At 49.4% G+C, this 26,502-nt stretch carries 29 protein-coding genes, 1 pseudogene and 1 riboswitch; of the genes and pseudogenes, 14 read left to right on the top strand and 16 right to left on the bottom strand.

Annotation, left to right across the window (positions count from 1 at the left end; genetic code table 11):
* Nucleotides 1-72 precede the first annotated feature (72 nt).
* The 4 genes from ON063_RS10250 to ON063_RS10235 form a co-directional block, all read right to left on the bottom strand.
* On the bottom strand, nucleotides 73-765 hold the full coding sequence (locus ON063_RS10250) for a LutC/YkgG family protein (protein WP_274665067.1): 693 nt from the start codon (nucleotides 763-765) through the stop codon (nucleotides 73-75).
* Nucleotides 765-2,165 (bottom strand): LutB/LldF family L-lactate oxidation iron-sulfur protein, encoded by a 1,401-nt coding sequence (locus tag ON063_RS10245; protein ID WP_274665068.1) that lies wholly within the window; start codon nucleotides 2,163-2,165, stop codon nucleotides 765-767. The genes ON063_RS10250 and ON063_RS10245 overlap by 1 nt, the downstream gene beginning before the upstream one ends.
* Before the next feature lie 2 nt (nucleotides 2,166-2,167).
* On the bottom strand, nucleotides 2,168-2,905 hold the full coding sequence (locus ON063_RS10240) for a (Fe-S)-binding protein (RefSeq protein WP_214695834.1): 738 nt from the start codon (nucleotides 2,903-2,905) through the stop codon (nucleotides 2,168-2,170).
* 228 nt (nucleotides 2,906-3,133) lie between these two features.
* Nucleotides 3,134-4,417: an NCS2 family permease gene (locus ON063_RS10235; RefSeq protein ID WP_224863196.1), complete on the bottom strand. Its 1,284-nt coding sequence runs from the start codon at nucleotides 4,415-4,417 to the stop codon at nucleotides 3,134-3,136.
* A 245-nt stretch (nucleotides 4,418-4,662) separates the two neighbouring features.
* Here ON063_RS10235 and ON063_RS10230 point away from each other — a divergent pair, with 245 nt between their 5' ends.
* From ON063_RS10230 to ON063_RS10210, 5 genes are all read left to right on the top strand, one after another.
* The gene (locus ON063_RS10230) at nucleotides 4,663-4,896 is read left to right on the top strand and encodes a hypothetical protein (RefSeq protein WP_274665066.1); all 234 of its coding nucleotides are present in this window, start codon (nucleotides 4,663-4,665) and stop codon (nucleotides 4,894-4,896) included.
* A gap of 10 nt (nucleotides 4,897-4,906) precedes the next feature.
* On the top strand, nucleotides 4,907-5,866 hold the full coding sequence (locus tag ON063_RS10225) for a LacI family DNA-binding transcriptional regulator (RefSeq protein ID WP_274665065.1): 960 nt from the start codon (nucleotides 4,907-4,909) through the stop codon (nucleotides 5,864-5,866).
* Between the two features lie 67 nt (nucleotides 5,867-5,933).
* Nucleotides 5,934-6,215 (top strand): HesB/YadR/YfhF family protein, encoded by a 282-nt coding sequence (locus tag ON063_RS10220; protein ID WP_074034990.1) that lies wholly within the window; start codon nucleotides 5,934-5,936, stop codon nucleotides 6,213-6,215.
* Nucleotides 6,216-6,312: 97 nt separating this feature from the next.
* The gene (locus ON063_RS10215; RefSeq protein ID WP_256441184.1) at nucleotides 6,313-6,447 is read left to right on the top strand and encodes a hypothetical protein; all 135 of its coding nucleotides are present in this window, start codon (nucleotides 6,313-6,315) and stop codon (nucleotides 6,445-6,447) included.
* A gap of 93 nt (nucleotides 6,448-6,540) precedes the next feature.
* Nucleotides 6,541-7,470, top strand: coding sequence for a manganese-dependent inorganic pyrophosphatase (locus ON063_RS10210; protein WP_274665064.1), 930 nt, complete (start codon nucleotides 6,541-6,543; stop codon nucleotides 7,468-7,470).
* Nucleotides 7,471-7,524: 54 nt separating this feature from the next.
* Here the strand turns inward: ON063_RS10210 and ON063_RS10205 are convergent, their stop codons facing one another.
* The 7 genes and pseudogenes from ON063_RS10205 to ON063_RS10175 all read right to left on the bottom strand — a co-directional run bounded on the left by ON063_RS10205 (nucleotide 7,525) and on the right by ON063_RS10175 (nucleotide 14,045).
* Nucleotides 7,525-7,956 carry a GNAT family N-acetyltransferase gene (locus ON063_RS10205; RefSeq protein ID WP_274665063.1) on the bottom strand — a complete coding sequence of 144 codons (432 nt, stop codon included), beginning with the start codon at nucleotides 7,954-7,956 and terminating at the stop codon, nucleotides 7,525-7,527.
* A gap of 18 nt (nucleotides 7,957-7,974) precedes the next feature.
* Complete coding sequence (locus tag ON063_RS10200; RefSeq protein ID WP_274665062.1) at nucleotides 7,975-8,766, bottom strand: ABC transporter permease; 792 nt, start codon at nucleotides 8,764-8,766, stop codon at nucleotides 7,975-7,977.
* Nucleotides 8,763-9,557 carry an ABC transporter permease gene (locus tag ON063_RS10195; protein ID WP_274665061.1) on the bottom strand — a complete coding sequence of 265 codons (795 nt, stop codon included), beginning with the start codon at nucleotides 9,555-9,557 and terminating at the stop codon, nucleotides 8,763-8,765. Before ON063_RS10195 ends, ON063_RS10200 begins: the two co-directional genes overlap by 4 nt.
* Entirely contained in the window at nucleotides 9,554-10,618 is a 1,065-nt protein-coding gene (locus ON063_RS10190) for an ABC transporter ATP-binding protein (RefSeq protein ID WP_274665060.1), read from the bottom strand. The genes ON063_RS10195 and ON063_RS10190 overlap by 4 nt, the downstream gene beginning before the upstream one ends.
* A 102-nt stretch (nucleotides 10,619-10,720) precedes the next feature.
* Nucleotides 10,721-11,848, bottom strand: a complete 1,128-nt coding sequence (locus tag ON063_RS10185) for a DUF418 domain-containing protein (RefSeq protein ID WP_274665059.1) — start codon at nucleotides 11,846-11,848, stop codon at nucleotides 10,721-10,723.
* A 20-nt stretch (nucleotides 11,849-11,868) separates the two neighbouring features.
* A pseudogene (locus ON063_RS10180) lies at nucleotides 11,869-13,376 on the bottom strand (ABC-F family ATP-binding cassette domain-containing protein).
* 60 nt (nucleotides 13,377-13,436) lie between these two features.
* Nucleotides 13,437-14,045 carry an NAD(P)-dependent oxidoreductase gene (locus ON063_RS10175; RefSeq protein WP_214695843.1) on the bottom strand — a complete coding sequence of 203 codons (609 nt, stop codon included), beginning with the start codon at nucleotides 14,043-14,045 and terminating at the stop codon, nucleotides 13,437-13,439.
* A 126-nt stretch (nucleotides 14,046-14,171) separates the two neighbouring features.
* Nucleotides 14,172-14,273: riboswitch (purine riboswitch) on the top strand.
* Nucleotides 14,274-14,350: 77 nt separating this feature from the next.
* Here ON063_RS10175 and ON063_RS10170 point away from each other — a divergent pair.
* Genes ON063_RS10170 through ON063_RS10155 form a run of 4 tightly spaced genes read left to right on the top strand, consistent with a single transcriptional unit; the run spans nucleotide 14,351 to nucleotide 17,304 of the window.
* Nucleotides 14,351-14,932: a xanthine phosphoribosyltransferase gene (locus ON063_RS10170; RefSeq protein WP_274665058.1), complete on the top strand. Its 582-nt coding sequence runs from the start codon at nucleotides 14,351-14,353 to the stop codon at nucleotides 14,930-14,932.
* Nucleotides 14,929-16,233 carry a nucleobase:cation symporter-2 family protein gene (locus ON063_RS10165; RefSeq protein ID WP_274665057.1) on the top strand — a complete coding sequence of 435 codons (1,305 nt, stop codon included), beginning with the start codon at nucleotides 14,929-14,931 and terminating at the stop codon, nucleotides 16,231-16,233. The genes ON063_RS10170 and ON063_RS10165 overlap by 4 nt, the downstream gene beginning before the upstream one ends.
* 34 nt (nucleotides 16,234-16,267) lie before the next feature.
* The gene (locus tag ON063_RS10160) at nucleotides 16,268-16,915 is read left to right on the top strand and encodes an NAD(P)H-binding protein (RefSeq protein WP_274665056.1); all 648 of its coding nucleotides are present in this window, start codon (nucleotides 16,268-16,270) and stop codon (nucleotides 16,913-16,915) included.
* Complete coding sequence (locus ON063_RS10155; protein WP_214876296.1) at nucleotides 16,912-17,304, top strand: RDD family protein; 393 nt, start codon at nucleotides 16,912-16,914, stop codon at nucleotides 17,302-17,304. Before ON063_RS10160 ends, ON063_RS10155 begins: the two co-directional genes overlap by 4 nt.
* 22 nt (nucleotides 17,305-17,326) lie before the next feature.
* Here the strand turns inward: ON063_RS10155 and ON063_RS10150 are convergent, their stop codons facing one another.
* The gene (locus ON063_RS10150; protein WP_274665055.1) at nucleotides 17,327-18,592 is read right to left on the bottom strand and encodes a purine/pyrimidine permease; all 1,266 of its coding nucleotides are present in this window, start codon (nucleotides 18,590-18,592) and stop codon (nucleotides 17,327-17,329) included.
* A gap of 73 nt (nucleotides 18,593-18,665) precedes the next feature.
* Between ON063_RS10150 and ON063_RS10145 the strand changes: the two genes are divergently transcribed.
* Nucleotides 18,666-19,370, top strand: coding sequence for an alpha/beta hydrolase (locus ON063_RS10145; RefSeq protein WP_214695853.1), 705 nt, complete (start codon nucleotides 18,666-18,668; stop codon nucleotides 19,368-19,370).
* A gap of 34 nt (nucleotides 19,371-19,404) precedes the next feature.
* Here ON063_RS10145 and ON063_RS10140 read toward each other — a convergent pair whose 3' ends face one another.
* The 3 genes from ON063_RS10140 to ON063_RS10130 form a co-directional block, all read right to left on the bottom strand.
* Nucleotides 19,405-20,583, bottom strand: a complete 1,179-nt coding sequence (locus ON063_RS10140; protein ID WP_274665054.1) for an MFS transporter — start codon at nucleotides 20,581-20,583, stop codon at nucleotides 19,405-19,407.
* A gap of 117 nt (nucleotides 20,584-20,700) precedes the next feature.
* Entirely contained in the window at nucleotides 20,701-21,492 is a 792-nt protein-coding gene (locus tag ON063_RS10135; protein WP_274665053.1) for an endonuclease/exonuclease/phosphatase family protein, read from the bottom strand.
* 52 nt (nucleotides 21,493-21,544) lie between these two features.
* The gene (locus tag ON063_RS10130; protein WP_214785592.1) at nucleotides 21,545-23,173 is read right to left on the bottom strand and encodes a PTS transporter subunit IIBC; all 1,629 of its coding nucleotides are present in this window, start codon (nucleotides 23,171-23,173) and stop codon (nucleotides 21,545-21,547) included.
* A 222-nt stretch (nucleotides 23,174-23,395) separates the two neighbouring features.
* On the opposite strand from ON063_RS10130, the gene ON063_RS10125 reads away from it, so the two are divergent.
* The 3 genes from ON063_RS10125 to ON063_RS10115 all read left to right on the top strand — a co-directional run bounded on the left by ON063_RS10125 (nucleotide 23,396) and on the right by ON063_RS10115 (nucleotide 25,256).
* The gene (locus tag ON063_RS10125; protein ID WP_051829443.1) at nucleotides 23,396-24,160 is read left to right on the top strand and encodes a TrmH family RNA methyltransferase; all 765 of its coding nucleotides are present in this window, start codon (nucleotides 23,396-23,398) and stop codon (nucleotides 24,158-24,160) included.
* Nucleotides 24,161-24,218: 58 nt separating this feature from the next.
* Entirely contained in the window at nucleotides 24,219-24,677 is a 459-nt protein-coding gene (locus ON063_RS10120) for a GNAT family N-acetyltransferase (protein WP_274665052.1), read from the top strand.
* An 87-nt stretch (nucleotides 24,678-24,764) separates the two neighbouring features.
* Nucleotides 24,765-25,256, top strand: coding sequence for a hypothetical protein (locus ON063_RS10115; protein WP_274665051.1), 492 nt, complete (start codon nucleotides 24,765-24,767; stop codon nucleotides 25,254-25,256).
* Between the two features lie 27 nt (nucleotides 25,257-25,283).
* On the opposite strand, the gene ON063_RS10110 is transcribed toward ON063_RS10115, so the two are convergent.
* Nucleotides 25,284-25,781 carry a hypothetical protein gene (locus ON063_RS10110; protein WP_274665050.1) on the bottom strand — a complete coding sequence of 166 codons (498 nt, stop codon included), beginning with the start codon at nucleotides 25,779-25,781 and terminating at the stop codon, nucleotides 25,284-25,286.
* Nucleotides 25,782-25,892: 111 nt separating this feature from the next.
* Here ON063_RS10110 and ON063_RS10105 point away from each other — a divergent pair.
* Nucleotides 25,893-26,502: TVP38/TMEM64 family protein (locus ON063_RS10105; RefSeq protein ID WP_274665049.1), on the top strand; the 610-nt coding region annotated here is incomplete at its 3' end.

Genomic DNA, 26,502 nt, shown 5'->3' with positions numbered 1-26,502 from the left:
CCTAGTTTGGTTTTCATTATTTGCCCTGTCTACTTGACGGGGAGCAGTTCACGATCGGTGGAGGGGCTATACTTATAAATCATGTACCAACACATAGGCGACTCGAACAGGACCATGAACACCGACAATCAGATTCATTTCGATGTCGGCTGAGTTCGACGGACCGGAGATGAAATTGACGCCGTTCGGGGAATGGAGACCATCTCGATCGAGTGCGGCAAGCTGTTGTGCCGTTTGCGTCATACGTGGAACAAGGACAGATTTCGGGATGATCGCAATATGGTCTTGCGGTAACAGACTGATTGTCCGTGATTTTCCAGGCTTCGCATATTGAACGATTGTTGCACTTTCCGCAAACGCTGCATCTGCGATCGTGATGCCGATGTCGGCATGTGCGGCGAGCTCTCGGCTCGTGTCCGGCGTTGTCGAATCCCACCATGCGAACGTCTCACTCGTGGAGGGGGCCCAAGCGGAAATTCGGTCATCGTTTTCCGCGAGGATCCGTGTTCCTTCGTAACGTTCAATCAAGAGGCGGAGCGTATCATCGAGATTCGCAGATTCACATTCCACCAAATCGGTATGGATTCGTGTCGCGACCATGCGAAACGTCTCGAGTAGCTCTTTTTCGCTCGCATCTTTTAACACGTCGTCTTGTGGGCGATGTTTGTACTCGCGTTTCGGTGGGGTGAGGTCGACCTCACGCCCGAGCTGTTTGGCGATGCGTTGTAAAAAGTCTTCACGGTTTGTAATTGTACCAGGATTCATCAGGCGTTCCCCCGTTTCTTGAACCAATCTCGGACAGTTTGTTTGTTCGGTTGAGGCAAGTCTTTCGAGTCCGTCCAAGCCGGCAGTCCTTTTTCGATTTGACCGGATGTGGCGAACGGTGATGTCGCAAACGGTGCGACATGTTCCGCTGCTTCGAATAAGAACGGACTTGATGCTGTGACGGCAAAACCTTTCATCGCAATCCGTTCCACGAAAGGTGATTGTTTCTTTTCCTCTACGATGACGCGGCGGTGTTCAATCAACAGCTCGTGTAACGGAATCTTCACGGGGCATGCCTCTGTACAGGCACCACAAAGACTCGACGCATAAGGAAGTTCTTTATAGTTCTCGTAACCATCTAGGAGTGGGGCTAAGACGGCACCAATCGGACCAGGATAGATTGAACCGTACGCATGACCGCCGATGTGACGATAGACAGGACAGACGTTGATACAGGCCGCACAACGGATGCATTGCAGGACCGATTGGAACTGTGTACCGAGAATGCCAGAACGCTTATTGTCGACGATGACAAGGTGGAATTCCTCAGGACCATCGACTTCACCGACCGCGCGCGTCCCGGCGAATGTCGTGATGTATGACGTGAGGCGTTGACCGACCGCGCTTCGACAAAGCATATTGACGAGTACTTCGAACTCTTCATAAGAAGGGACAACCCGTTCCATCCCCATGACAGAAATGACCGTGTCAGGAAGTGACGTCACCATGCGCCCGTTCCCTTCATTGGTCACAAGCCCGACGGCTCCACTCTCCGCAATGGCAAAATTACAGCCGGTGATGCCGACTTCTGCCTTTAAAAAGTCTTTTCGTAGTTCTTTTCGTGCATAGCGCCCGAGTTCAGTCGGATCGTTTGAACCGGCATAGCCGTGAGCGGTGAACGTCTCATGGACAGCGTTGCGGTCTTTGTGCAGGGCAGGGGCGACGATATGAGACGGTGGGTCTTCGTCGAGTTGCAAAATCCATTCCCCAAGGTCGGACTCGACGACGGTACATCCTTCTTCCTGGAGCGCCTCGTTTAATCCAATCTCTTCTGTGACCATCGATTTTGATTTCACGACATGTTTGGCTTGTTTCGAACGAACGACTTCCCGAATGTAACGGTTCGCTTCTTCTGGCGTCTCTGCGAAGAAGACGCTCCCACCTCGTTTTGAGACATTCTCGCTCAATTGATACAAGTAATAGTCGAGATGCTCGAGCACGTGTTGACGAATCTCTTCCGAGTGGTCGCGGAACGCTTCCCAGTCTCCGAGTTCACCCGCAGCATCCAACCGTCCATCCCGCAGTCGGTTTTGAGCCGAACTGACGGCTTGCCGCATGAACGCATCCTCAATCCCGTCCTTCCGACGGTCCTGAAACTTCTCATCTAACCGAATCCCCATGCTCATGCTTGCTTCACTCCTTCGTTCAAGACTTCGGCAATATGCATCACTTTAATCGGATGTCCCTGTTTATGAAGGCGTCCGCCGATGTTCATCAGACACGATGCATCCGCCCCGATCAAAACGTCTGCACCGGACTGTAAAATCGATTCGACTTTCTCATCCACCATCTGCACCGAAACGTCCGGCATCTTGACAGAGAACGTCCCTCCGAACCCGCAACAGTTATGTACGTTCGCGAGGGGGACCATCGTCAAGCCATCGACGTTTCCTAGCAACTTTCCAGGTGCCGCTTCAATTCCGAGAAGGCGGGTCATATGACAAGACGCATGATAGGTCGCTTTGGCGGAGAATTTAGCGCCGACATCAGTGACTTCGAGCACATCGACGATGAACTGTGTCAGCTCAAACGTTTTGGCGGCATGTGCCTCTGCCCGAGGACCCCATACCGGATCACCTTGGAACAAATGTGGATAGTCGCGCATCATCATGACACATGACCCCGATGGTCCGACAATATATTCCGCATCTGCTTGTTCGAACGTTTCAATCATGTGCTTGGCGATCTTTTTCGTTTCCTCATGATAGCCGCTGTTATAAGCAGGTTGCCCACAACACGTCTGTTCAAAAGGGAAGGTCACCTCACACCCTAAATGTTCGAGCAGTTCGACTGTCGCTTGTCCGACGGATGGAAACAACGTATCTGATAAACAAGTGACGAATAAAGCTACATTCGGCATAGCCATTCCTTCTTTCTTCTCATGATAGCGATTTCAACGTCATTATTTCACAATACGTAGCAAAGTGACAGAAAAATGGAGAGAAAAACTGATTTATTTGTAAAATCCTGTCTAATTGATAACGCATCTCACTGAACAGATATTCATCTCTTTTCTGATATAAAACAGGATGGAAGAACGTATAACAGAAAAAGATCCTCGTCATATGACGAAGATCTTGTGTCTAAATTATAGGAAGAACATTTCCAAGATGAAGAGTGCGCCGAACAAATAGATGAGCGGGTGGACCGTTTCTTTGTTCATCGCTTTGAAGATTGGGTACAAGATGAACCCGAATGCGATCCCACGTTCAATGCTTCCTGAAAGCGGCATGATCAAAATCGTCATGAAGGCCGGGAAGTATTCGCTAAAGTCGCTCCAGTCGATATAACGGACGTTCGTCAACATGAGCGCCCCGACGATGATGAGTGCAGGGGCTGTGATTGCCGCGACACCAGAGATGGCACCGATGAGCGGGCTAAAGAAGAGCGTCAATCCGAACAAACCAGCGACGACGGCCGTTGTGAGGCCCGTACGTCCACCTTGTGCGACACCGGCTGCAGACTCGATGTATGCCGTCGAAGGGCTCGTTCCGACAAGTGAACCACCCATTGTGGCAAGCGAGTCGGCAAAGAGTGCACGGTGACCATTTTCAATCGTTCCGTCTTCTTTTAAGAGACCGGCTTGTTTCCCGACACCGACAAGTGTACCTGTCGTATCGAACAATGTGACGAGGAAGAACGAGAGGACGGCACCGAATAATCCATATTGAATGACATCACTAAATGCTGTTACCGGGTTGACCATGAGTCCTTCTGGAAGTGTCGGCATTGCCGTAACACCGTTGATTTGTAAGATGTCCATGAAGTAAGCCACGATTCCAGTGAGTACCATCCCAATCAATAAAGAACCTGGAACATTTCTCGAGAAGAGAAGTGCCGAGACGATTAAACCACCGAGTACGAGTAACACTTCTGGTGAGGATACGTCACCGAGACGCACCAAGTTTGCCTCATCCGCGACAATCAATCCCGATAACTTCAATCCGAGCGAAGCGATGAAGAGACCGATTCCGGTCGTGATCGCATGTTTCAGCGAAGTCGGGATCGCTTGAATCAGTTTCGTCCGAATCGGAGAAAGCGACAGGATTAAAAAGAAGACGGACGAGACGAAGACGACGCCGAGTGCGGCGGATGGTGCGATTTGTTCTTGGGCGACGAGCGTGTAAGCGAAGAAAGCGTTGAGACCCATCCCGGGTGCCACAGCAATCGGTAAGTTCGCATAAAATGCCATTAAGCCTGTTCCGATGAGGATGGCAATGATTGTCGCCGTGAAAGCTTGAGCGAACGGGATCCCTGCGTCAGAAAGGATCGCCGGGTTGACGACAGAGATATACGCCATCGTCACGAACGTTGTGATTCCGGCTGTCACTTCTTGTTTAACATTCGTACCATGTTGTTTCAGTTGAAAAATATTCATCGATAAAACTCCTTATTTCGGTCTATTTCCGAACATTAATTGAGAAAAATGTATAAATTAACGTTATCAACTTGATGACTATACAAAAATGTTTGATTCCCGTCAATTGTTTTGAGTAAAAAACATAAAAAATGAAAGTTACAAATAAATAATGTTCGGAAATAAACTTTTTTCAAAAAAGACCTTGCTCTGAAACGCGTTTCAGAAGATACGGTATAGACAAAGGGAGGGGAACCGATATGAAACCGACAACGTGGAAGACATGGTGCAGTGGAATCGTATACGAACTCGTCATCAATCAGTTGTATACGCCGTTTGGAAAAATGTTGTGTACCCGTTTCCAGGAAGAGTTTCTTCATTTACCGTTAGAGGAACGCTCCCGTCTTGTTCAAGCGATTCGAAGTCAAGTCGTCGAAAGAGGTGACAGTCAGCAAGCAGAGTGGGTACACTATATGCAAAGACTGACAAGTTGAGGTGGGGCGAATGGCAAACATTCGAGATATCGCGAAGCACGCCGACGTATCGGTGACGACGGTCTCGCGCGTGTTGAACGAGCATCCGTATGTATCGAAGGAAAAACGGACCCGTGTCCATGCGGCGATGAAAGAGCTCGGGTATTTGCGAAATCAACAGGCGTTGACGTTGTCGACGGGGAAAACACAACGCGTCGTCGTCATCTTACCTTATATGGATCATCCGTATTACGGTCTCTTCGTCAACGGGCTCGCAAAAGCGGCCCTCGAGCACGATTATCGACTCGTCATGTGGCAGACGGAGTATAAGCTGAGTGAGGAGCGACAAGCACTCGATTTATTGAAGCATCGCGAAGTCGATGGGGCGATCGTCTTGTCGCACGAAATGTCCTTTCAGGAAATGGAGACGTATCGTGCATACGGACCGATTGCCGTAGCGACCGTCGGCGCACCGGAGACGATCTCATCCATTCATGTCGACCATTATGCATCGTTCGTGTCAGGTATTCATGTGCTACAGGAGCATGGATATGAAGAGATTGGAATCATCTTGTCAAGAAGCCATAGTCCGAGCTCCCTTGCGCGTCAGCAAGCCTATTTCGATGAAGTAGCGCATGCGCGTGAGCAATGGATTTGGACCGGTTATTTGACGAGTGAGGACGGTATTCGGTTAGCAGAAACGTTCCTCTCTCAAAAAGAGCGTCCTCGAGCGCTCTTTTTCTCGTCTGATTATGTTGCTCTTGGATTTTTAGGGGAGATGCAACGACGGCACGTCGCAATTCCTGAGGAAGTTGCCATGCTAGGGTTTGACGGACATCCGATTAGTCGGGCGTTCGGGCTGTCGACGATGCTTTCTCCGAATGAACAGATTGGTCGTCAACTGTTCGAAACGACACTCGCTGAGATGAACGGAGCCATTCCAGAGATTCACGGGATGACCGTCAGCTATCAAGCGGGAATGACACTTTAGGCAACATCCTCGCTCGACTCTTTTGAAACGTTTAGAATGAAAGAAGTAGTTGAGAGGAGGAAATGTTATGAAGATTCAAGTAACAGAAGAAGCGCTCCAATGGTTTAAAGAAGAAATGGAAGTCGAAGCGGGTCAAACGGTTCGTTTGTTTGCAAAATATGGGGGCTCGACAGACTTGACGCACGGTTTCTCCGTGGGAGTCATCACAGAAGACGTGAACAATGCGGCTGTTGAGACCGAAGAAGACGGCATTCGTTTCGTCGTGGCGGAACAAGATGAGTGGTTGTTCCAAGGACAAGACGTGAAAGTCGAACTTCGCGGAGAAGAAATCGTCTTCGTTCAAGCCTGACGTTTCAGTTTGTTTACGTTTGATGAAATGTCGTTTGACGAAATCTGGCTTGGGGAACAGATTATGACAAGTCGGATTTTCGAAAGGATGACACGATATGTCAGACAAAGAAAAGCGTGAACAAGAAGAAAAAGAGAAGTTGAAACGAGATCAACCGGATATCTCCCACGAAGAAGATTCAAAAGGAGATCATTCCGACCTCGAAGAGACAGATGAAGACGAACAATCATAAGAGCCGACACGGCTCTTTTTGTTTGGGAATTGAAAGAAATGCCGTGGACGTTATAATGGATAAGGGAAAACTATTTAGTGAGGAGAATGAGATATGAATACAGTACTAGTCTTCGGACATAAAAATCCAGATACCGATACGATCACATCAGCGCTCGCCTATGCGGAGTTGAAAAAGAAATTAGGGATGGACGCAGAAGCGGTCCGTCTCGGTGAAGTGAACGGAGAAACGCAATACGCACTCGATCACTTCCGCGTGAAGGCACCACGTTTGATTGAAAGCGTAACAGGTGAGGCAGAAGAAGTCATCTTAGTCGACCACAACGAGTTCCAGCAAAGTGCAGACGGCATCGAAGACGTTCGAATCCTTGAAGTCATCGACCACCACCGCATCGCGAACTTCCAAACGGCAGACCCGCTCTACTATCGTGCCGAGCCAGTCGGATGTACAGCGACAATTTTATTGAAGTTGTATAAAGAGCACGGTGTCGAAATCGCAGCGGACATGGCCGGTTTGATGCTTTCAGCCATCATCTCGGACTCACTTCTCTTCAAATCGCCGACATGCACGGATGAGGATATCAAAGCAGCGAAAGAACTTGCTGAGATTGCTGGCGTCGATGCAGAAGCATACGGGCTTGAGATGCTCAAAGCCGGTGCAGACCTTAGCCAAAAAACGATTGAAGAGCTCATCTCACTCGATGCGAAAGAATTCGCAATGGGTGACTATCGTGTTGAGATCGCGCAAGTGAACACGGTCGATGCGAATGATGTCTTGAACCGTAAAGAGGAAGTTGAAGCGGCAATCGCGAACACGGTTGCGGCGAAAAACTTAGACTTGTTCGTCTTCGCCATCACGAACATTTTGACGAACGACTCAGAAGCGATTGTCGTCGGACCAAAACCAGAACTTTTCGAACAAGCGTTCAATGTGACGCTCCAAAACGGATTGGCGACACTTCCGGGCGTCGTCTCGCGTAAGAAGCAAATCGTGCCAGTTTTAACTGAAGCGGCGACAAAATAAAAACCCGAAGCCTTGGCCTCGAGCGGAACTGCAGACGTTCATTCGTCTGCAGTTTTAATTTTGTTTGAGAAGAGTTTTTTTCAAATAATATTGTTGATGCTCTACTGTCGCGTGGTGCTCGATTACCCCAACGACTTCATAACCGAGTCCGATATAAAAGTCAGGTGCCTGGAAACTGAACGTGTCAAGTTGTATGAGACCGCACTGATGCTCGATGGCGCACTGTTCAATACGCTTCATTAATTTCGTTCCATATCCTTCTCCCCGAAGCTGTTCGTCCACCCATAAGAAATGAATGTGCATCGTGTACCAAAATACCGTACCAGTCACCCCACCGACAATCTGATCGTCGTCATCTCGAACGATGAAACTCACATGTTCGACGGGGTGCTTCACTTCATCCGGTAATTGAGATGCATTATATTCAATCAATCGCTGTCGAATGTATTCGCGATCTTCCTGATTCCACTGTTGAACAATCTTCATCCACTCACCCTTTCCTTATTAAGAACCTGTACTTGCAAAAGCGCGCAGTCCAAACAACCAAAATCGATAGGCGATGACGAGTGAGAGGATTGCGACAAGCGGGGTTGCTAGTGCAAACATGGTGAACCCACGTCCTTCAAAGAAGTACATCGCCGGATAAAATGCCGTGAAGCCGAACGGGATAATGTACGTTAAGACGAACATGATCACCTTCGAGTAAATCGTCATCGGGTAACGGGCGAAATCACTCAAACTGAATACGGCGAACACGACGGGCAAACTGTCGATCATCCAAAACGAGAACGTCGCAAAGAATAAGTTGACCGCGATATAAATCATCCCGCTCGCGAGGACCATGACGATTAGGACTAGGATATCCATCATACTCCACGACATCCCGAGTTCGTTCGAGGCGAGCCAGAGTACGCTCCCCCCAATCAAGAGTTGACCGAATCCGTCTTGTTGAACCCGCTCCGCGACGATTTGGAACAGCGGATTCACGGGACGCATGAGAATACGGTCCAAGTTTCCCGTACGGATGTACTGCCAGCCAATCGTCCAAAGGTTATCAAAAAAGATATGATGGACAGCCCGACCTAAAAACGCGATGCCATAGATGAACAAAATCTCGTAAAAGCCCCAACCGTTCAGCGATTCGATGTGTTGGAAGACAATCGATAAAAAGAAGAGGGCGGCAAATTGTTGACCGAAGACCGATAACACGCCAATCAAGAAGTCCATCCGATATTCCATCATCACTTTGAAGTGATTTTTGGCATAGAGCCAATATAGTTTCGCATATCGTTTCATCCGCCAAACACCGTCACTTTCCGAACCGCATACGCGAATAAGAGTCGCACAAATAGAAAGAAGGTCCCGACCCAAGCGACTTGAATCAAAATCGACGACCATATAGCAGATGCATCAATCCCACCTGTATAGATGGCGACAGGTACATAGACGAGTGAGGCGAACGGTAAATACAAGCTGATTGTCTGGAACCAGTCAGGGAAGAGTGTCAGCGGGATGATTGCCCCGGACATAATCGTAATGATCGCCTCCTGTAAAACGGAAAGTCCCCATACGTTTACCGTATAAAAGGACAACACGCCGACGAGTAAATCAATTAGTGTCGCAAGTAGAATCGCGAGTACGACGCTGATTGAGAAGGCGAACACACTCTCGAGGGACGTCGGAGGGTCAACCCCGATAAACAGCATCGCAATGACGAGGAGAGGCAACGTCGACCGGAAAAATGTCGACGTTTTCGTCCCGATATCTTGAGCGAGTAACTTATCCAGTAAATGATAAGGGCGGAGCAGTTCGACGGCGACACCACCATGTTTGATGAGGTGAGCAAGTTCACGTCCGGCACCGCCACGGAATTGATCGAGCATCGTTGCAAGTACTGCATACGTCAACATCATCGAAAGCGAGATGCCTGATACATCGGTCTTATTTTCGTAAACAGCCTGCCAAAAGAAATATAAAATGAACAGGCGCATCGTCACCGAGAACATGCTCGCCCAGTACCAAGCCGTATAGGCCATATCGACTTTGATTTGTGAGACGGCGAGTGCCACATATTTTTGAAGCCTCATGCGCTCACCTCAGGCTGATAAAGATTTCGGATTAACGTCTCCATTTTCGGTACGACAACGGATAAGTCTTTCACTTGATTGCAGTTCACGATTTCACGAATCAACTGTCCGCTTGAAATCTCATGATGGTTAAATGCCAGTTGAATCGAATCTGTCTCTGAAGCGAGTTCCGTAATGAGTCCTGTCACCGATGGCGGAATGACGAATGTCGTTCCTTCGTCGAGTGTGATTTCAAGGGTGCGTTCATTGTTGAACGTCTGCTTGAGCGTCTCAATGCGGTCATCATAAATGATTCGTCCCTCATCCAGGACGATGACTCGATCACACACTTCTTCGATATCCTGCATATCATGTGTCGTCAAAATGACCGTCGTGCCCCAAGCATCACTGATTTCCCGAATGAACGCCCGAATCGTCTCTTTAATGTCAATATCGAGACCGATTGTCGGCTCATCCAAATACACGACACGAGGACGGTGCAAGAAGGCGGCTGCGAGCTCACATCGCATTTTTTGTCCGAGTGATAATTGACGGACAGGCACGTCGAGAAGTGATTCCAGCTGGAGTTGTTCGATAAACCAGGCAACGGTTTCCTCGAACTCTGAACGCCGCACTTCATAGATTTCCCGAAGTAAGTCGAATGACTCCCGAACAGGAATATCCCAAAACAATTGTGTTCGCTGACCAAAGACCGCTCCGATTTGACGGGCGTTTTGGATTCGGTTTTCGTGTGGATCGATGCCAAAGACACGGACGGATCCGGCATCCGGACGAAGGACGCCGGCGAGCATTTTGATCGTTGTCGATTTTCCAGGACCTCCGGCATCCGGACGAAGGACGCCGGCGAGCATTTTGATCGTTGTCGATTTTCCAGCACCGTTAAAACCGATGTATCCGACGCGTTCGCCTGGAGCGATGGACAAGTCGATTCCTTTCACGGCTTCTTTGATGCGATACTTTCTTGAAAATAGGGCTTTAATGGCGCCTTTTAAGCCGGCATCACGTTCTAAAATTTGATAGTGTTTCACGAGATCGCGGACCTCGATGGCTGTCTGTGACATACGTTCCTCCTCATTCATGCAAGCGTTTTCCTTCATCAGAATAGCATGTGAATCTGGAATTTCCTACCTGTACAAAAAAAGACCGGACAATGAAGTCCGATCTTAGGATGATTTCGTTTGTCTTCCATATGTCCCTAAACGCCATAGCTTCTCAAACGGTCCGTAACGGTGATTTTTTAGCCACCACATCGAGAAGAACGCCTGGACAATCAAGATTGCGATACTGAGGAATAACCCTTCGGTTAAAGAGAGCGCCCCGTACGCACCGAGTGCGATCACCGGTAAGAACACGATCAGCGTATGCGTCAAATAATTCGTGAGTGCCATCCGTCCGAGCGCTTGAAGCGGCGCGAACGTACGACCTTTACGAACGGCTACTGTGAACAGACAGACGTAAGTCGTGGCGAGTAACTTCCCGGAAATCAAGACGGCGAACAAGTTTAGCCAGAAGTATGCATACCCTTCACCGTAATGATACCAAATGATCACGCCGAAGAATGGAAGGGCGAGGACGGCGCAAATGATGGCCGTACGCATCAAGCTTTCTAGACGCCACGTCAGAAGTTTTCGTTCACGTCCGATATACAGTCCGAATAAGAATAGACTGAGGATCTCGAAACCGACAACGAACGAGTTGGAGAAGGCATTAAAGATTTCGATAGAATATCGATAATCGAACCAGGCACCAAACCCTTGATTGAATACATCAGGGAACGGGATGCCGCCATAATAGCTTCCACCCATGCTCCATTCACTCAACGCGGAAGTTCCGTATAACAGAAGGATACTTCCAATCAGCAAACCCCATGCCCACGTCAGAATGGCGCGGTTGCTCAACTTATAGAAAAGGGGAAGCAATAAGCCCCACATCGCGTACGTGTGAAGGATATCACCTGACCAAATCGCCAAGTGTGCGAGTCCGAATAAGAAAAGAATTGCAATACGGCGTATGTAACGACTGACCGATTCGCCACGAGCGTAAGAACGCTCGAGGAAAATCGAAAAGCCGATCCCGAATAAGAGGGAGAAAATCGTATAAAACTTCGTCTGCACGAACAAGTCAAAGAGCGTGCGGACAAACAAGTCGCTACCATAATAATCGGGACGACCGAACATCCAGTCGCTCCCGAGCATACTCGGGATATTGACGAAGAAAATGCCGCAGAGGGCAAACCCTCGGATAATGTCATACAAAATAATCCGTTCATTCGTTTGAATTGGAGTCGCCATACGACACGTCCTTTACTGAATTAAAATACTTTCGTTGTCCACGACTCACAGTTCCAGACGTCTGTGACGATATCTTCATAGAATTCTGGTTCGTGACTGATGAGGAGGACACTTCCTTTGTACTCTTTCAACGCACGCTTCAACTCTTCCTTCGCGTCGACGTCCAAGTGGTTCGTCGGCTCATCGAGTAAGAGAAGGTTTGTCTCGTTGTTGAGAAGTTTACAAAGACGAACTTTCGCTTTTTCACCACCACTGAGGACGGAAATCTTACTTTCGATGTGTTTCGTCATGAGTCCGCACTTCGCGAGCATCGCGCGTACTTGTTGTTGGTTGAGTGACGGGAACTCGCTCCAAATCTCTTCGATACATGTGTTGTTGCTCGTTGCTGCTTCTTGTTCGAAGTAACCCATTTCGAGGAACTCACCACGTTCGACGGTTCCTTCAAGCGGATTGATCAATCCGAGCAAGCTCTTTAAGAGCGTCGTCTTCCCGATTCCGTTTGCTCCGACGAGGGCGATCTTTTGACCGCGTTCCATCTGAAGGTCGAGCGGACGTGAGAGCGGCTCGTCGTATCCGATGACGAGACCTTTCGCATCAAAGATGAGGCGTCCCGATGTACGGGCCTGCAGGAAGCGGAATTCCGGTTTCGGACGCTCCGCACTCAATTCGATGACATCCATCTTATCGAGTTTCTTCTGACGTGACATCGCCATGTTTCGTGTCGAGACGCGTGCCTTGTTCCGTGCGACGAAGTCTTTCAAGTCAGCAATCTCGGCTTGTTGACGCTTATAAGCGGCTTCAAGTTGCGAGCGTGGTTCAACTCTTGGTTTTCCATATGGTAGACCAAGTTGATGACGCTATTTAAGAACGGGATATCGTGTGAGATCAAGATGAAGGCATTGTCATAGTTTTGGAGGTAGCGTTTCAACCACTCGATATGCACTTCATCCAAATAGTTGGTCGGCTCATCGAGGAGCAAGATATCTGGCTTTTCGAGAAGCAACTTCGCAAGCAATACTTTCGTACGTTGCCCACCTGACAAATCCGTGACGTCCCGGTCGAGACCGACATCTAAAATACCGAGACCGCGTGCGACTTCTTCTACTTTCGCATCGATGATATAAAAGTCGTTCGAGTCGAGCGTCTCTTGAAGTTCACCGACTTCAGCGAGCATGTCTTCCATCTGTTCAGGTGTCGCGTCACCCATCTCCATGTAGAGTTCGCCGATGCGCGTCTCCATGTCAATCAAGTATTGGAAAGCACCTTTCAAGACGTCGCGAATCGTCATCCCGCGCTCGAGCACCGCATGTTGATCGAGGTAACCGACACGGACATTTTTCGCCCATTCGATTTTCCCTTCATCCGGTTGCAGTTTGCGTGTGATGATGTTCATGAACGTCGATTTTCCTTCACCGTTCGCTCCGACGAGACCGATGTGTTCCCCTTTTAAGAGGCGGAAAGAGACATCGTTCAAAATAGCGCGGTCACCAAAGCCGTGGCTCAAGTTTTGTACCGTTAATATACTCATAATTCGTTTTCGTTCCTTTCAAAGTAAACTACCCGATATTGTAGCATGAATCTAATCAAATTAGTACGCCAGTCCGACTGACTCCCGTACGTGTTCATTCTCTTCGATGGCGTGAAGCATGAACTGGGCGACATCTGCCCGTGAGATGTGTTTCCCGTTATCCGGTACCTCGTCGATGGCCGTACGATACGTCGAGGTGCGAGGACCGTCCGTCAATTGCATCGGGCGCACAATCGTATAATCGAATGACGAGTTGCGCCATAAGTCCACGGCTGCCCGATGGTCACGGAGCGGTTTCCGGAGCATGAACGTAATGGCTTTCCCTGCAAGTCCCGGGATCTCATTGTCGATCCCGGCTGAGGCTAAATAGACGACGCGAGAGATGCCGTTCGTCTTCATCGCGGGGACGAGCTTGTCCGTGACACTCGCTAAAAAGTCCGGATCGCTCAAATCCGTTCCGAGACAGCTGATGACCGCATCATGACCGTGCATCGCTTCTGTTAACGCATCGATGTCATATAAGTCGCCTTCGATGATTTCAAGTTGTGGGGTCCGAATCAACTTTTTCTGTTCACGTACGAACGCGGTGACGTCATGACCGTGCTCGATGGCTTGGTCGATGAATTGATGTCCGGTCCGACCGGTTGCGCCTAATACGAATAACTTCATAAGGGCAAAGCTCCTCTCTCATATCCAATACATACAGTATACAGCAGTTTCAGAAAAATCGAACATTTCACCGTTTGATTCCAACCTATTGCATTTCTCGTCAGCTCGTCTACAATAAAGTTTATCTTATATAAATAGATTCGCACTCGTATATCAGCGGAAATATGGTCCGCAAGTCTCTACCGAACTACCGTAAATGGTTCGACTACGGGTGGCGCTTGTCGTATGCTGTTGTTGATTTCCATGCGGTTCGTTGCCTCCCGATGAGGGGTGACGAATCGCATTTTTTATTGGAGGGAACAACAATGAAGCAGTTAGAAGACAAAATCCGTGAAGAGGGTCGGGCCTTATCCGATCAAGTGTTGAAAGTTGACGCTTTCTTGAATCATCAAGTCGATCCTGCACTCATGCAAGCCATCGGCAAAGAGTTCGCAGAGCGTTTCAAAGACGCTCAAATCGACCGAATCGTCACACTCGAATCGAGCGGGATTGCCCCAGCGATGATGACGGCGCTTGAGATGGGCGTCCCGTTCGTATTCGCGCGTAAGCGGAAATCGCTGACGCTCCAAGACGACCTCGTCGAAGCGGATGTCTACTCGTTCACGAAACAGGAGACGAACCGCATCAGCTTGAGCCGACGTTTCGTCTTACCAGGCGAACGCGTTCTCGTCATCGATGACTTCCTCGCGAACGGGGAAGCGGCACTTGGGCTGACACAACTCGTCGAAGCGGCAGGTGCAGAAGTTTCAGGTGTTGGCATCGTCATCGAAAAATCGTTCCAACCAGGGCGCGATAAACTGATGGAGCGTGGTTATCGCGTCGAATCGCTAGCGCGTATCGCGAAATTAGAGAAAGACCACATCTCATTCGTGGAGGTCGTTCGATGAATACATTTAAGACGGCAAGTCTCGGATTTCAGCATCTGCTCGCCATGTACACGGGAGCAGCCATCGTCCCGCTCATCGTCGGTGGTGCCATCGGGCTTGGGCCGACCGAGCTCGCCTATCTCGTGGCAATTGATTTATTCATGTGTGGGGTGGCAACGCTTTTACAAGTATGGACGACACGCTTTACGGGTGTTGGATTGCCGGTCGTCCTCGGATGTACGTTCACGGCGGTCGGTCCGATGATTGCGATTGGAAGCGCAAATGGAATTACGGCTATTTATGGCGCTTTGATTGCCAGTGGGTTCATCGTCATCCTCATTTCGGGATTTGTCGGGAAGCTCGCACGTTTCTTCCCGCCGGTCGTTCTCGGTTCGGTCGTGACGATCATCGGTCTCTCACTGATTCCGGTCGCCATTAATGACATCGGTGGCGGGATGCCAGGTGAGCCTGGATTCGCATCGATGCAGAATCTCGGATTAGGTGGTTTGACGATTTTACTCATTCTCATCTTGAACCGTGTCGGTACTGTCTTCACACGCGCCGCTGCTGTCCTCTTTGCCGTACTCATCGGAACAGGGGTTGCTGCTTCGCTCGGTCTCGTGGACTTCAGTCCTGTCCGGGAAGCGGGTTGGTTCCAAATGGTCCAGCCGTTCTACTTTGGGATGCCGACATTCGATGTGTCTGCCATCCTCGTCATGACGCTCGTCGCCATTATCTCGATGATTGAATCGACCGGTGTATTCTTGGCGCTCAGCGATATCACGAAAAAGCCGATTGGTGCGAACGAATTGACGAAAGGGTATCGTGCGGAAGGTGTCGCAACGATTCTCGGAGGGATTTTCAACAGCTTCCCTTACACGACGTTTAGTCAAAATGTCGGACTCGTTCAATTGTCAGGTGTGAAATCGCGCCGTGTCATCTTCTGGACAGGTGGGTTACTCATCTTGCTCGGATTCCTTCCGAAAGTCGCCACATTCACGACATTGATTCCAAAGCCTGTTTTAGGTGGAGCGATGCTCGTCATGTTCGGAACGGTCGCCGCTTCCGGTATTCGGATTCTGAGCCAGGTTGATTTTTCGAAAAACGAGAACTTGATTACCATCGCACTCTCGATTGGTGTCGGACTCGGCATCACCGCTAACCCGGCGATCGTCGCCAATATGCCGGAATGGCTTCAATTGTTCACAGACAGTGCCATCGTGGCAGGCTCGTTCACGGCGCTCCTATTGAACGGATTTTTCCGTATGATGGACCGCTTCCGTCCCACGACGATCATTGCCGAGGAACGACAAGTCAGCTAGACTGAAGGAAATAGTAGTCTAGGAGGAGTCACGAATGGGGAAAACTGCACTTGTCGTAGGCGCGACAGGCTTGATTGGCCGCGAATTGGTAGAACAGTTGTTAGAGAGTGACCGTTATGATGCGGTCTGGATTGTCGTCCGTCGCTCGAAGCGATGGAGTCATCCGAAACTACACGAGGTCGTCGGATTCGAGGAGATGGATGCGGCGCTCCCACACATCGATGACGTCTATTGTGCACTCGGCACAACGATCGCGGTCGCTGGTTCACAAGAAGCGTTCAAACAAGTCGATTTAGAGTTGCCGCTTGAAGTCGCTCGTGTCGCCAAGGCACACGGTGCGACACGCTATGCGGTCGTATCGGCACAAGGCGCATCGTTACGTTCGTCTTTCTTTTACAACCGGGTAAAAGGGGAGCTTGAAAACGGATTGCGCATCTTCAACTTCCATCATCTGATTATCGCGCGTCCTTCGTTGTTACTCGGGGAACGTGATTCATTCCGACTCGGGGAAAAAGCGGCTGAGGTCATCAGTCGCCCGTTCCAGTCGCTGTTGGTGGAAAAGGCACCAGAAGTCGCACCGATTCAAGCGCTGCATGTCGCACGTGCGTTGATCATGGCGTCTGAAGAAGGCGAAGGAATCGAAGTGTTGACGTCGGGGATGATGCAGAGGATGAGCCGATGAACCCATTGACGAAGAAACGAACGAAAGCGGTCTTGATTGACAGTGTCATCGCAGGGCTCGTCAGCTATGGCGTGGAACAACTCGTGCGCAAGAAAGTGAAGAGCGAGTTCGTGCATGCGGTCGTCACACCGACACTGCTCACATACGCGATGGAAGCCTGCCAAATGAGTCGAGGCGGACAAACCATCGGCTATAAGTTGATGGGGCTCGAGTTGAAAAATGATGACGGCACCGCTGTCACGGCGAAACAGGCACTGCAGCGTGCTCTTTACCGTGATACGTTGTCGGGGGTGCGATACTGGAAAGACCGTGCGCATTTTGAACAAGAAGAAGGCGCCGTGTTACCGCACGATGCCCGTTATCATATGCATGTACGTGAAAAGAACTGACCGTTATGGCCAGTTCTTTTTTTCAATCCTTGATTTTACTTAAGATAGCTGTCGTCAAGGCGACGATCGTTCCGAGGACGAGTCCGTTTGAGAAGACGGTCGCAAGGAGCGGTGGCAAATCATTCATCGAACCTGGTGGCAAGAGCATCGCCCCGGCACCGATGACGAGCGGGAGACCGACCGTAAGAGAAGCCGTCGATTGTTTTAATTCGAAGGCAGCCTCATTGATTCCGATGATGATCATCGTTGCGATAAGTGGTGTCACGATCGCATAGCCGACAGCGGCTGGGATGCTCGCAATCAACGAGACGAATGGTCCGATGAGTGCTAATCCCATCATGAGGGCGTGGGCAATCAAATGAGGGGCGCGTCGGACGCTCTCCGTCGAAGAGAGGAATCCGGCCGTCCCTGAGATGGCGACAGGACCTGGTGTTCCGAACAGACCGGCCACGATTTGACTGACCCCACTGGCGACACCAGACGCGGGAACGTTACCTTTCACTTCTCGTTTTTCACGAGAGCTGACAATGCGTTCGATCAACTTGATGTTCGCGAGGACGTTCGTCATGAGAAGCAAGGTGATAACGAAAGCCGTCGGCAACAAGTTCCAATCCCACACCCAACTTCCGAAGGGAAGAAGTTCCGGTACGAGGAAGAACGATTCTGAGCGGACGATTGGATTTCCAAGGTCGAGCAAGTGGAATAAACCGAACCCGACGAAAAGCGTCATGACGAGTCCATATTGTTTAAAGCGACTTTGTTCAAGCGTGAGTGCAAACAAGACGAGACCAGCCGTTGCGACGGCCTGGACGATATTGATTCCGTCTTCTGTCACCCCGAAGCCACCTTTAATGACGGCTCCTGACAATTGGAGGACGAGTAAAATCATATAGACACCGAGTACTTGAGGTGTAAACAGGGCAAGCATGCGTCTTAAGATACCGGTGACGGTCAGCAACACGCCAAGGATACCGCTTAAGAACAACATAAATCCAAGTGCCTGCAACGTCTCTTGTTGACTGCCGTATAAGGCGGGTCCGATGGATGCGTATAAGGTGAAGACGCCCCACCAAATGCCGGCGGGTCCTTCGAGTATCGGGAGGCGATGTCCGAGCAACGTCTGGATGATGCTAAAGAGTGCGAAGATGAAGAGTGAGCGGGATATGAAGGTCATCGTCTCATCTGGTGATAGTTCAAACAAGGCGGCGATGGAGAGTGGTGGTACAATGTTTGTAGCTAAAATAAAAATAAACCACTGAATCGTCGTGGTTACATTACTTCTGGTCATGGTGTCCCCCTGATCATGCTTTTTCTTATTAGTGTAACGTTATGAGGAAGTGGATGCAAATGGAGGCTATATAATGAAGAAATTCTTCAAGTGGGCCGCACTCTCAATCGTAGGATTGCTTGTTGTCGCGGTAGCAGGCTTTTTGATTTGGACACAGTTCACGTATGGACCGACCGATGAAGCGACACAGTATGCCGAAGAGGGGAAAGTGGTCGACAACCGTCTCGAGTTTGGAGATACGACGAGTGAGGTCGGTGTCATTCTTTATCCAGGGGCGAAAGTCGAGAAAGAGGCGTATGCCTATTACGGAACACGATTAGCGGAAGAGGGTGTCTTTGTCGCCATTCCGTCGCTTCGTCTCAATTTAGGTATTTTAGATATCGATGCGGCAGCTCCAATCATCGAAGCACATCCGGAGATTGAACGCTGGATCGTGGCCGGTCATTCACTCGGAGGTTCTGCGGCATCGGGGTATGCACTGGAGCATCAAGAATTGGTGGAGGGTGTCATTTTCCTCGCTTCGTATCCGATCAGTTCGATGGTCGATAGCGACTTACGTGTACTATCGATTTCCGGTGAATTGGATGGATTGGCTGTCCCAGAAGACATCGAGGCGAGTCGAAGCGACCTCCCTGAAGATAGCCAATTCGTACAAATTGAAGGCGGGAATCATGCAAACTTCGGAATGTATGGTCCACAAAAAGGAGATCAGGAAAGCCCGCTCACATCGAAAGAACAATTGGACGAAGTCCTATCAGCGATTCTCGAATGGTTATAAAAAACGTGTGCACCTCGATGAAGGTGCACACGTTTTAGCGTTGGTCGAGCGAATAACTGACTGCGGTCAATCCGGCTGTGACGAGGGCGACCAGACCGCCGACAAGTGCGAGCGTCATGATAGGGCTCGTCGCATAGACGACACCGCCGAGAGCGGAACCAAGTCCAATCCCGACGTTACTCGCCACGGGCATAAGTGACGAGGCGAGACCTTTGGCGTTCGGGTTGAACTTCTCTGCCAAATCAATCAAATAAATTTGAGTCGATGTCGTCAATAAAATCGCCATGAACGACATGAGTGCGATATTGAGAAGACCGAGCGTCACATTCGACGTTGTCACGAATAGCGCGGCCAAGACGAACGCCTGGACGAGAAAGACGAACCGTAAGCGTCCGATTGGATTGTGACTGGCGATCTTTCCGGCAGCGATATTACTGAAAATCGAAATGAATCCGTATGCGAATAAAATCGGACTGACCCAAGCGACCGGTACACCGAGTACATCTTTTAAAATCGGCACGAGATACGTATAAACGACATACGTTGCCCCGAAACCGAACGCTGGAATCAGGAAGGCGATCAAGATGCGTGGATTCGTCAGCAATGTCAGTTGTTCACGAAGTGACGCCTTTTCTTGAGACAATTGGTTCGGCAAGACGCGGTAAATGGCAATCCAGGCGACTGCACCAAGTGCAGTCGTTAACCAAAACGTAGATTCCCAGCCTGCCTGTTGTCCGATGAATGTCCCGATTGGAACGCCGAACACGTTCGCCATCGTGAATCCACCAAAAATAAAGGATACGGCGACCCCACGCTTTGTCGGTGGGACACTTTCACTGGCGACAAGCATGGCAAGTGAGATCAAGACACCTGTGACGACGGCCGTCAACATACGCAAGAGGAGTAACCACTCATACATCGGTGCCAGGCTGCTCAACAAGTTCAGGACAGTGAAGAGAATCGTCAGGCCAAGCATCAATTTGCGTTTAGGAAGATGGCTCGTCAAAGACATGGTGATTGGTGTGCCGACGGCAAAACTGATGGCGAATGCCGATACGAGACTCCCGGCCGTCGCGATCGAAATGGATAACCCGTTTGCGATATCGGGCAAAATCCCAACGATGACAAATTCACTCGTTCCGAGAACGAAGGTTAATAAGGATAAGGATAATACTAAAATCCAGTCGCTTCGACTGAGCGAGCTTGTCTTCATATTCAAACACTTCTTTCTATCTCATTCATTAGTAGTTAGACATCAGTCTTCTATCACGTTACAAGATTTTCTCCAAAAGAAAAACCCTTTTCTCCCAAGTAAGGAGAAAAAGGCGAATTAGCGCCAAAACACAGTTGCTTCGACACCGGCGTGGTCGGAGACAATCGGTCCGTTCTCACCATCAAAGACGACCGCATGGCGAGAAACATGAATCGGGGCATTCGTTAACATCAAATCAATGCGAAGTGATTTTTTATTTTCGTCCCACCCGGCGATTTTCCCTTGTACCGTCGCATCGCCTTCCCGTTCTGTTGCAAGATGGAACAAATCTTGGAGTCCATTCTCCATCAAGTAATCATATCCTTCTCCTCGAATGAAGGCATCGTTATTGAAGTCGCCAAGTAGAAGGGCATGGTCGTCATGCTCGACGCGACGAATCAGTTCATCGAGTTGATGTTTCACAGGTTCTTCTTCATCATGCCACCATCCGAGATGACACGAGTAAATGGTCGTTGGAGCATCTGCGCCTGCAATCACGGCTTTGACGATCTTACGAGACTTGTAGTTGTCGGGGTCCGTCGTCTTCGATACGAAGAACGATTCTGTTGATAGGAACGGTTCACGTGACAGGATGGCGACGCCTTCCTCATAAATATCGTACCCATAATGGGCAAAGTCCCATGTCATGTGATAGTGAACGTCCAACTCTTTTAAACGCTCGACGAGGACGTGTGCGAAGTTGTTCTCACGGATGTTCCTGTAGATCAATGGGGCCTCTTTATGTTGATTGACTTCTTGAAGCGCGATGAGGTCGTACTCTTCACTCGCGATGCGTTCGACGATGGCGTCAATCTTCTCTTGTTGACGGTCTTCTAACCAGGCGTGACAATTGAGCGTTAAAATATTCACGATAGTCCTCCTTTAGAAAAAAGGCCAACTCTTGAGCGAGTTGGCCAGTAGATTATGCACCGATGACGTCTTGAATGTCTGATTTCAATACGTCGGCTTTCGGGCCATAGATGGCTTGGACTCCACGGTCTTTCACGATGAGACCCATAGCGCCATTTTTCTTCCAATCTTGTTCGTCAGAGACGAGTGTGACGTCTTTAACGGTCACACGAAGACGAGTCATACATGCATCGACATCTTCAATGTTTTCTTCCCCACCAAGAAGGGCGATAATCCCCATGACTTGTTCGTTACCTGCCACAGATGACTTCTCTGTCGTCTCTTCCATGTAGTTTCCGTTACGTCCTGGTGTCGGCAAGTTCATCTTCTTGATGAAGAAATTGAACACACCGAAGTTGAGGAAGAAGAATGCTACAGAGACGAGAACGAAGTTGATCAAGTCTTGAAGTAGTCCCGCTTTGACAATCATCGGGATGCGCGTCAAGAGTTCAATCGCACCGAAAGCATGGACGCGTAGGTCGATGATATCTGCCAATGCGAATGCAGCACCTGCCATAAGCGCGTAAACCACATAAAGGACTGGCGCGACGAACATGAACATGAACTCGATTGGTTCTGTGACACCTGTCAAGAAGACAGCGAGTCCAGCTGACAAGAACATCGGCTTGTATTGTGCTTTCTTCTCAGCGTCGACGTTACGGTACATCGCATATGCGGCACCGATCAAAGCAGCGAATGACAAGATGACTTGACCGACTTTGAAGCGGGCCGGAACGACATCAGCGAGAAGGGCGTTGTATGCAGCCGTATCACCAGCGGCACGCAAGTTGACGAGGTCTGTTACCCATGCCAACCAGAGCGGGTCTTGTCCGGCAACGACTGACCCAGCTGTCGCGCCTGTTAAAATCGTGTACGTTCCACCAAGTTCCGTGTAGTTCATTGGTACAGTGAGCATGTGGTGTAAACCGAACGGCAAGAGGAGACGTTCGAGCGCACCATAAATGAACGGAGCGAGGACTGGAGCCGTGTTACGTGATGTAGCAATCCACTCACCAAAGCTGTTGAGCGCACCTTGGATTGTTGGCCATACAATCGATAGAACGATGGCAGCAACGACTGAACCAAGAATGACGACGAATGGTACGAAGCGCTTCCCGTTGAAGAACGAGAGGGCGTTCGGCAATTTGTTGAAGTTGTAGAAACGGTTGTATAGTGCACCACCAAGGAAACCGGCGATGATCCCGACGAACACACCCATGTTGAGGGCAGGTGAGCCGAGTACAGATGTGAAGTAGTCAGCGACGACAAGGTTTGCACCGAAGAGTGACTCGATTGTCGCTTCTGGATCTTGAAGCATGGCACCGTTAACACCGAAGATGGCACCTGTGACACGGTTGATCAAGATGAAGGCGAGAAGTGCTGCGAACGCACCACCTGCACGATCTTTTGCCCACGAACCACCAATCGCGACTGCGAAGAGGATATGTAAGTTGACGATGATGCCCCAACCTAAATCTTCAATGATGCGAGCTGTTGTTAGTAAAATACCGACATCTCCGGCTGACATTCCAATCAATTTACCGATGGAAATCATTAAACCGGCAGCTGGCATAACGGCGATGACGACCATCAAGGCCTTACCGAGTTTTTGCCAGAAATCGAATGAGATCAATTGTTTCATGCTATACGCTTCCTTCCTGTGAGGGAGTTTTATCTATTTTTGTGTTTGCCAATAGTGCAATCGCTTGCATAAATGATTGTAATCGATTGCATAAATTCATGCAACCGTTTTCGCTATTTTCATTCGTTTTCATTTTTTGAATCGAGAATGGTAGATGTTAGGTGAACTTGTCAGTCGAATCGAATCTAGCTACAATATGATAGGTTGAAGGGAGCGAGAAAGATGGGTTGGAGACAGACCACATCTGCTTTGACGAAGGACGAGCAGATTGAATTAAAAGAAGAGTTATTACAGAAGGGTGTATTGCAGGAGGACGATCTTCCTCTGTATGAAATGCTCATGCCAGACCGCATCAAACGGATGTATGAAGTGTTGAATACACGAACGAACCATATCACGATTTTGACGGAAGGTGTGGACGATCCGCACAACCAATCCGCCGTGTTGCGTTCAGCCGATGCGTTCGGGGTACAAACGTTGCATGTCGTCGAGGGACGGGCAAAGTTCAAACCGAACTCGATTATCGCCAAAAGCGCAGATCGCTGGGTGGACGTCGTGGAGCACGGATCGATTGAAGAAGCGATTGATGCTCTAAAAGAAAATGGTTACCAAGTATATGCGACGGCGTTAAGTGAAGAGGCAATCCCGCTCGAAGAAGTGGATGTGTCGAAGCCGACGGTTCTTCTATTCGGGAACGAACATAGTGGCGTCTCTGAGGCGGCGCTCAACAAGGCGGACGGGAACTTTGTCATTCCGATGCAAGGATACGTACAAAGTTTGAATATCTCGGTGGCGGCTGCGATCTCTTTGTATGATGTCACGACACGGTCACGTCATATCGTGACGGATGGCTATGAACTGCCTGTCGAAGATCAAGCGCGCATCTTCAAAGACTGGATGGTCAAGAGCTTACCGAAGCGTACGCTCGGACTATATAAACAAAAAGGTGTCACAGCTTTCGAACGGGAGACAGGAAATTCAGAATGAACGGCGAAAAGAACAGACGTACGGAATCTTTGTCCAGAAACTGAAAGGGGATGGCACGATGAGTACGACGAGTTCATTTATCGTAAAAGATGTGACGAACAACTTTAAAGATTTTGAAGAGGACTTTTTCCGGCTGTACCGCACGTTATACGGTGACCTCGATCAGCTGCGATTTAAAGAGCGCCTGTATCGACACGCCAATCCGTTAGTGCTGCTGGCTTTCTCTGAAGATCAGCTAGTTGGCTTTAAAATCGGTTATGAGGCAGAGCCTTATCGGTTTTATAGCTGGGCGGGCGGCGTACACCCAGACTTTCAAAAGCATGGCATTGGTCGCAAGCTGATGGACACGCAACTTGAGTGGGTCGAAGCGCAAGGTTTTCATTCGATTCGTACGAAAGCGCGCAATACGAACAAAGGGGTCATCATTTTGAATCTCCTTTGCGGATATGACATCATGGGCGCCTACACCGAAGACGGCGAGCCGCGTATCATGATGGAGAAACAATTGAACAGTTGAATGGATACCGCGGTCGAATGATCGCGGTTTTTTGATGAAACCGATTCGACTGAATGAACGTACATAAAGAAAAAGGGGGAGTTTGAAATGACAGTGTTTGGATTTGGCGGAGATCCGTTTAGTGACTCCATGGGGGACTCATTCTTTACCGGGATTGTGTCTATATTTCCTATCGTGTTCATGGTTATTTTTGGTCTGATTATTTTTGCGTTCGTTAAAACGATTTTTCAGCATTCCAAAACATCGAGCACGTTGAAAGACTTACAGCAATTCGCTTCGCAGCTCGCCGATGATCCGGACGATGATACGGCCGAGCGATTGGCAGACTACTTACGGGGTGTCGACTCTTTCTCGATTGAACGGACACGGATGGAACCGTTCCGAGTAGCACTCGGGTGCTATCAATTGGTGATGGAGTCAAGATCCGTTCGCGAGGAGACGAAAGAGCGGCTCGACCGTCAATACAAGCGTCTCGGTATTTTAGACGGGGAAAAATTTGCGGATGAGGCTCCACCACGTCACCGTTCTTCTTCATCGAACCAGCATGATATCCACCACAATCACCATGACCATATATAAAAAAAGCGAAGGAATCCCTTCGCTTTTTTACATATATCGTGAAGCATCAAAGTCAATATCGGTCTGATAGCGGACGGCCTGGATGGCACTTTCGATTCGAATGGCCCGTTTCTTAATATCGCGTGCTTTCAAGCGATATAGCTCCGGGTCATATAAGGCGTGTTTGATCACGGAAACCCCGTGCACGTATTCCTTTTTCGGACGTAATGACAATTTCTCATAAAGACGTGCTTGGACACGCAATTGAATGGCGAGTTCGATTGCCTCTACGAGCGGGAGCGGACCGTCATGCGTTTCAACGACGGCTTGGACGTTCGCTTCTTGAATGAGACGGTCGAGCTGGCGTAAGTCCAGGCGAATGTGCTCCAGTTCCATCTCGATATCTTGAAGGGAGCGGGACTGAATCGTCGGAATGGAATCATTCACTTCGAGCGAGATGAATGCCACGTGCTCAATCTCTTCGGTCAATGTATCGATTTGCTCATGGAGCAAGTGTTTTAATGTTAGGGCATCTGCAAGGTTCATATCGATTTCCTCCTTCTGCTTTCTCTAACCGTACCACATCGGGATGACTGAAAAAAGATGGATGACATCTCGGATTGCGGGAATAAAACCAAATAGGAAGGAGGGGGGACGATGAAAAAATGGAAGGTACAGTGGATGATTGCTCTCGTCCTACTCCTGTTCGGGACAGCGACGTTCCTTTATCAATGGATTGATGTAAGTCCAGGAGACATTCGGGACTATATCATCCAATTCGGTTGGTTGGCCCCTTTGATGTATATCCTCTTGTTCACTGTTCGTCCGCTCATCCTGTTTCCGACGTCCGTCTTATCGGTCGCCGGCGGTTTGGCGTTCGGGATGTTGCCGGGTGTCATCTATACCGTCATCGGGGCGACACTGAGTGCTCTCGTCGCTTATTATGTGGCCATCTATTTCGGCGATCGTTTCTTGCATCACTTCGAATCGAAGAACTATGAAGCCATTCAGCACAAAATCGAAGAAGACGGATTCTTTTATGTACTCATCCTACGTCTCATCCCGCTCGTCAATTTCGATTTGGTCAGCTATGCTTCCGGTTTGGCAAAAGTAAAAGTACCAGCGTATCTGTTTGCGACCGTTGTCGGTATGATTCCTGGGGCGTTCGCGAATAATTTTCTCGGAAGCAGTATCGCGAGCGGGGATTGGAAGCTGATTGCGTTGGCGTTCGGGATCATGCTCGTATTGACGCTCATCGCGACCGTGT

This window comes from Exiguobacterium sp. B2(2022) (assembly GCF_028823655.1).
Taxonomy (GTDB): domain Bacteria; phylum Bacillota; class Bacilli; order Exiguobacteriales; family Exiguobacteriaceae; genus Exiguobacterium; species Exiguobacterium aestuarii_A.
This window is presented reverse-complemented; position numbering and strand designations above follow the sequence as displayed.

What these genes read in the sequence shown, in the direction of transcription:
- ON063_RS10165 (WP_274665057.1), top strand. Translation starts at nt 14,929, where the DNA reads ATGAATACATTTAAGACGGCAAGTCTCGGATTTCAGCATCTGCTCGCC.
- ON063_RS10175 (WP_214695843.1), bottom strand. Translation starts at nt 14,045, where the DNA reads ATGAAGTTATTCGTATTAGGCGCAACCGGTCGGACCGGACATCAATTC.
- ON063_RS10225 (WP_274665065.1), top strand. Translation starts at nt 4,907, where the DNA reads ATGGCAAACATTCGAGATATCGCGAAGCACGCCGACGTATCGGTGACG.
- ON063_RS10115 (WP_274665051.1), top strand. Translation starts at nt 24,765, where the DNA reads ATGACAGTGTTTGGATTTGGCGGAGATCCGTTTAGTGACTCCATGGGG.
- ON063_RS10200 (WP_274665062.1), bottom strand. Translation starts at nt 8,766, where the DNA reads ATGAAACGATATGCGAAACTATATTGGCTCTATGCCAAAAATCACTTC.
- ON063_RS10250 (WP_274665067.1), bottom strand. Translation starts at nt 765, where the DNA reads ATGAATCCTGGTACAATTACAAACCGTGAAGACTTTTTACAACGCATC.
- ON063_RS10125 (WP_051829443.1), top strand. Translation starts at nt 23,396, where the DNA reads ATGGGTTGGAGACAGACCACATCTGCTTTGACGAAGGACGAGCAGATT.
- ON063_RS10160 (WP_274665056.1), top strand. Translation starts at nt 16,268, where the DNA reads ATGGGGAAAACTGCACTTGTCGTAGGCGCGACAGGCTTGATTGGCCGC.
- ON063_RS10210 (WP_274665064.1), top strand. Translation starts at nt 6,541, where the DNA reads ATGAATACAGTACTAGTCTTCGGACATAAAAATCCAGATACCGATACG.
- ON063_RS10240 (WP_214695834.1), bottom strand. Translation starts at nt 2,905, where the DNA reads ATGCCGAATGTAGCTTTATTCGTCACTTGTTTATCAGATACGTTGTTT.
- ON063_RS10185 (WP_274665059.1), bottom strand. Translation starts at nt 11,848, where the DNA reads ATGGCGACTCCAATTCAAACGAATGAACGGATTATTTTGTATGACATT.
- ON063_RS10205 (WP_274665063.1), bottom strand. Translation starts at nt 7,956, where the DNA reads ATGAAGATTGTTCAACAGTGGAATCAGGAAGATCGCGAATACATTCGA.
- ON063_RS10120 (WP_274665052.1), top strand. Translation starts at nt 24,219, where the DNA reads ATGAGTACGACGAGTTCATTTATCGTAAAAGATGTGACGAACAACTTT.
- ON063_RS10230 (WP_274665066.1), top strand. Translation starts at nt 4,663, where the DNA reads ATGAAACCGACAACGTGGAAGACATGGTGCAGTGGAATCGTATACGAA.
- ON063_RS10130 (WP_214785592.1), bottom strand. Translation starts at nt 23,173, where the DNA reads ATGAAACAATTGATCTCATTCGATTTCTGGCAAAAACTCGGTAAGGCC.
- ON063_RS10170 (WP_274665058.1), top strand. Translation starts at nt 14,351, where the DNA reads ATGAAGCAGTTAGAAGACAAAATCCGTGAAGAGGGTCGGGCCTTATCC.
- ON063_RS10190 (WP_274665060.1), bottom strand. Translation starts at nt 10,618, where the DNA reads ATGTCACAGACAGCCATCGAGGTCCGCGATCTCGTGAAACACTATCAA.
- ON063_RS10220 (WP_074034990.1), top strand. Translation starts at nt 5,934, where the DNA reads ATGAAGATTCAAGTAACAGAAGAAGCGCTCCAATGGTTTAAAGAAGAA.
- ON063_RS10195 (WP_274665061.1), bottom strand. Translation starts at nt 9,557, where the DNA reads ATGAGGCTTCAAAAATATGTGGCACTCGCCGTCTCACAAATCAAAGTC.
- ON063_RS10145 (WP_214695853.1), top strand. Translation starts at nt 18,666, where the DNA reads ATGAAGAAATTCTTCAAGTGGGCCGCACTCTCAATCGTAGGATTGCTT.
- ON063_RS10215 (WP_256441184.1), top strand. Translation starts at nt 6,313, where the DNA reads ATGTCAGACAAAGAAAAGCGTGAACAAGAAGAAAAAGAGAAGTTGAAA.
- ON063_RS10110 (WP_274665050.1), bottom strand. Translation starts at nt 25,781, where the DNA reads ATGAACCTTGCAGATGCCCTAACATTAAAACACTTGCTCCATGAGCAA.
- ON063_RS10150 (WP_274665055.1), bottom strand. Translation starts at nt 18,592, where the DNA reads ATGACCAGAAGTAATGTAACCACGACGATTCAGTGGTTTATTTTTATT.
- ON063_RS10140 (WP_274665054.1), bottom strand. Translation starts at nt 20,583, where the DNA reads ATGAAGACAAGCTCGCTCAGTCGAAGCGACTGGATTTTAGTATTATCC.
- ON063_RS10155 (WP_214876296.1), top strand. Translation starts at nt 16,912, where the DNA reads ATGAACCCATTGACGAAGAAACGAACGAAAGCGGTCTTGATTGACAGT.
- ON063_RS10245 (WP_274665068.1), bottom strand. Translation starts at nt 2,165, where the DNA reads ATGGGGATTCGGTTAGATGAGAAGTTTCAGGACCGTCGGAAGGACGGG.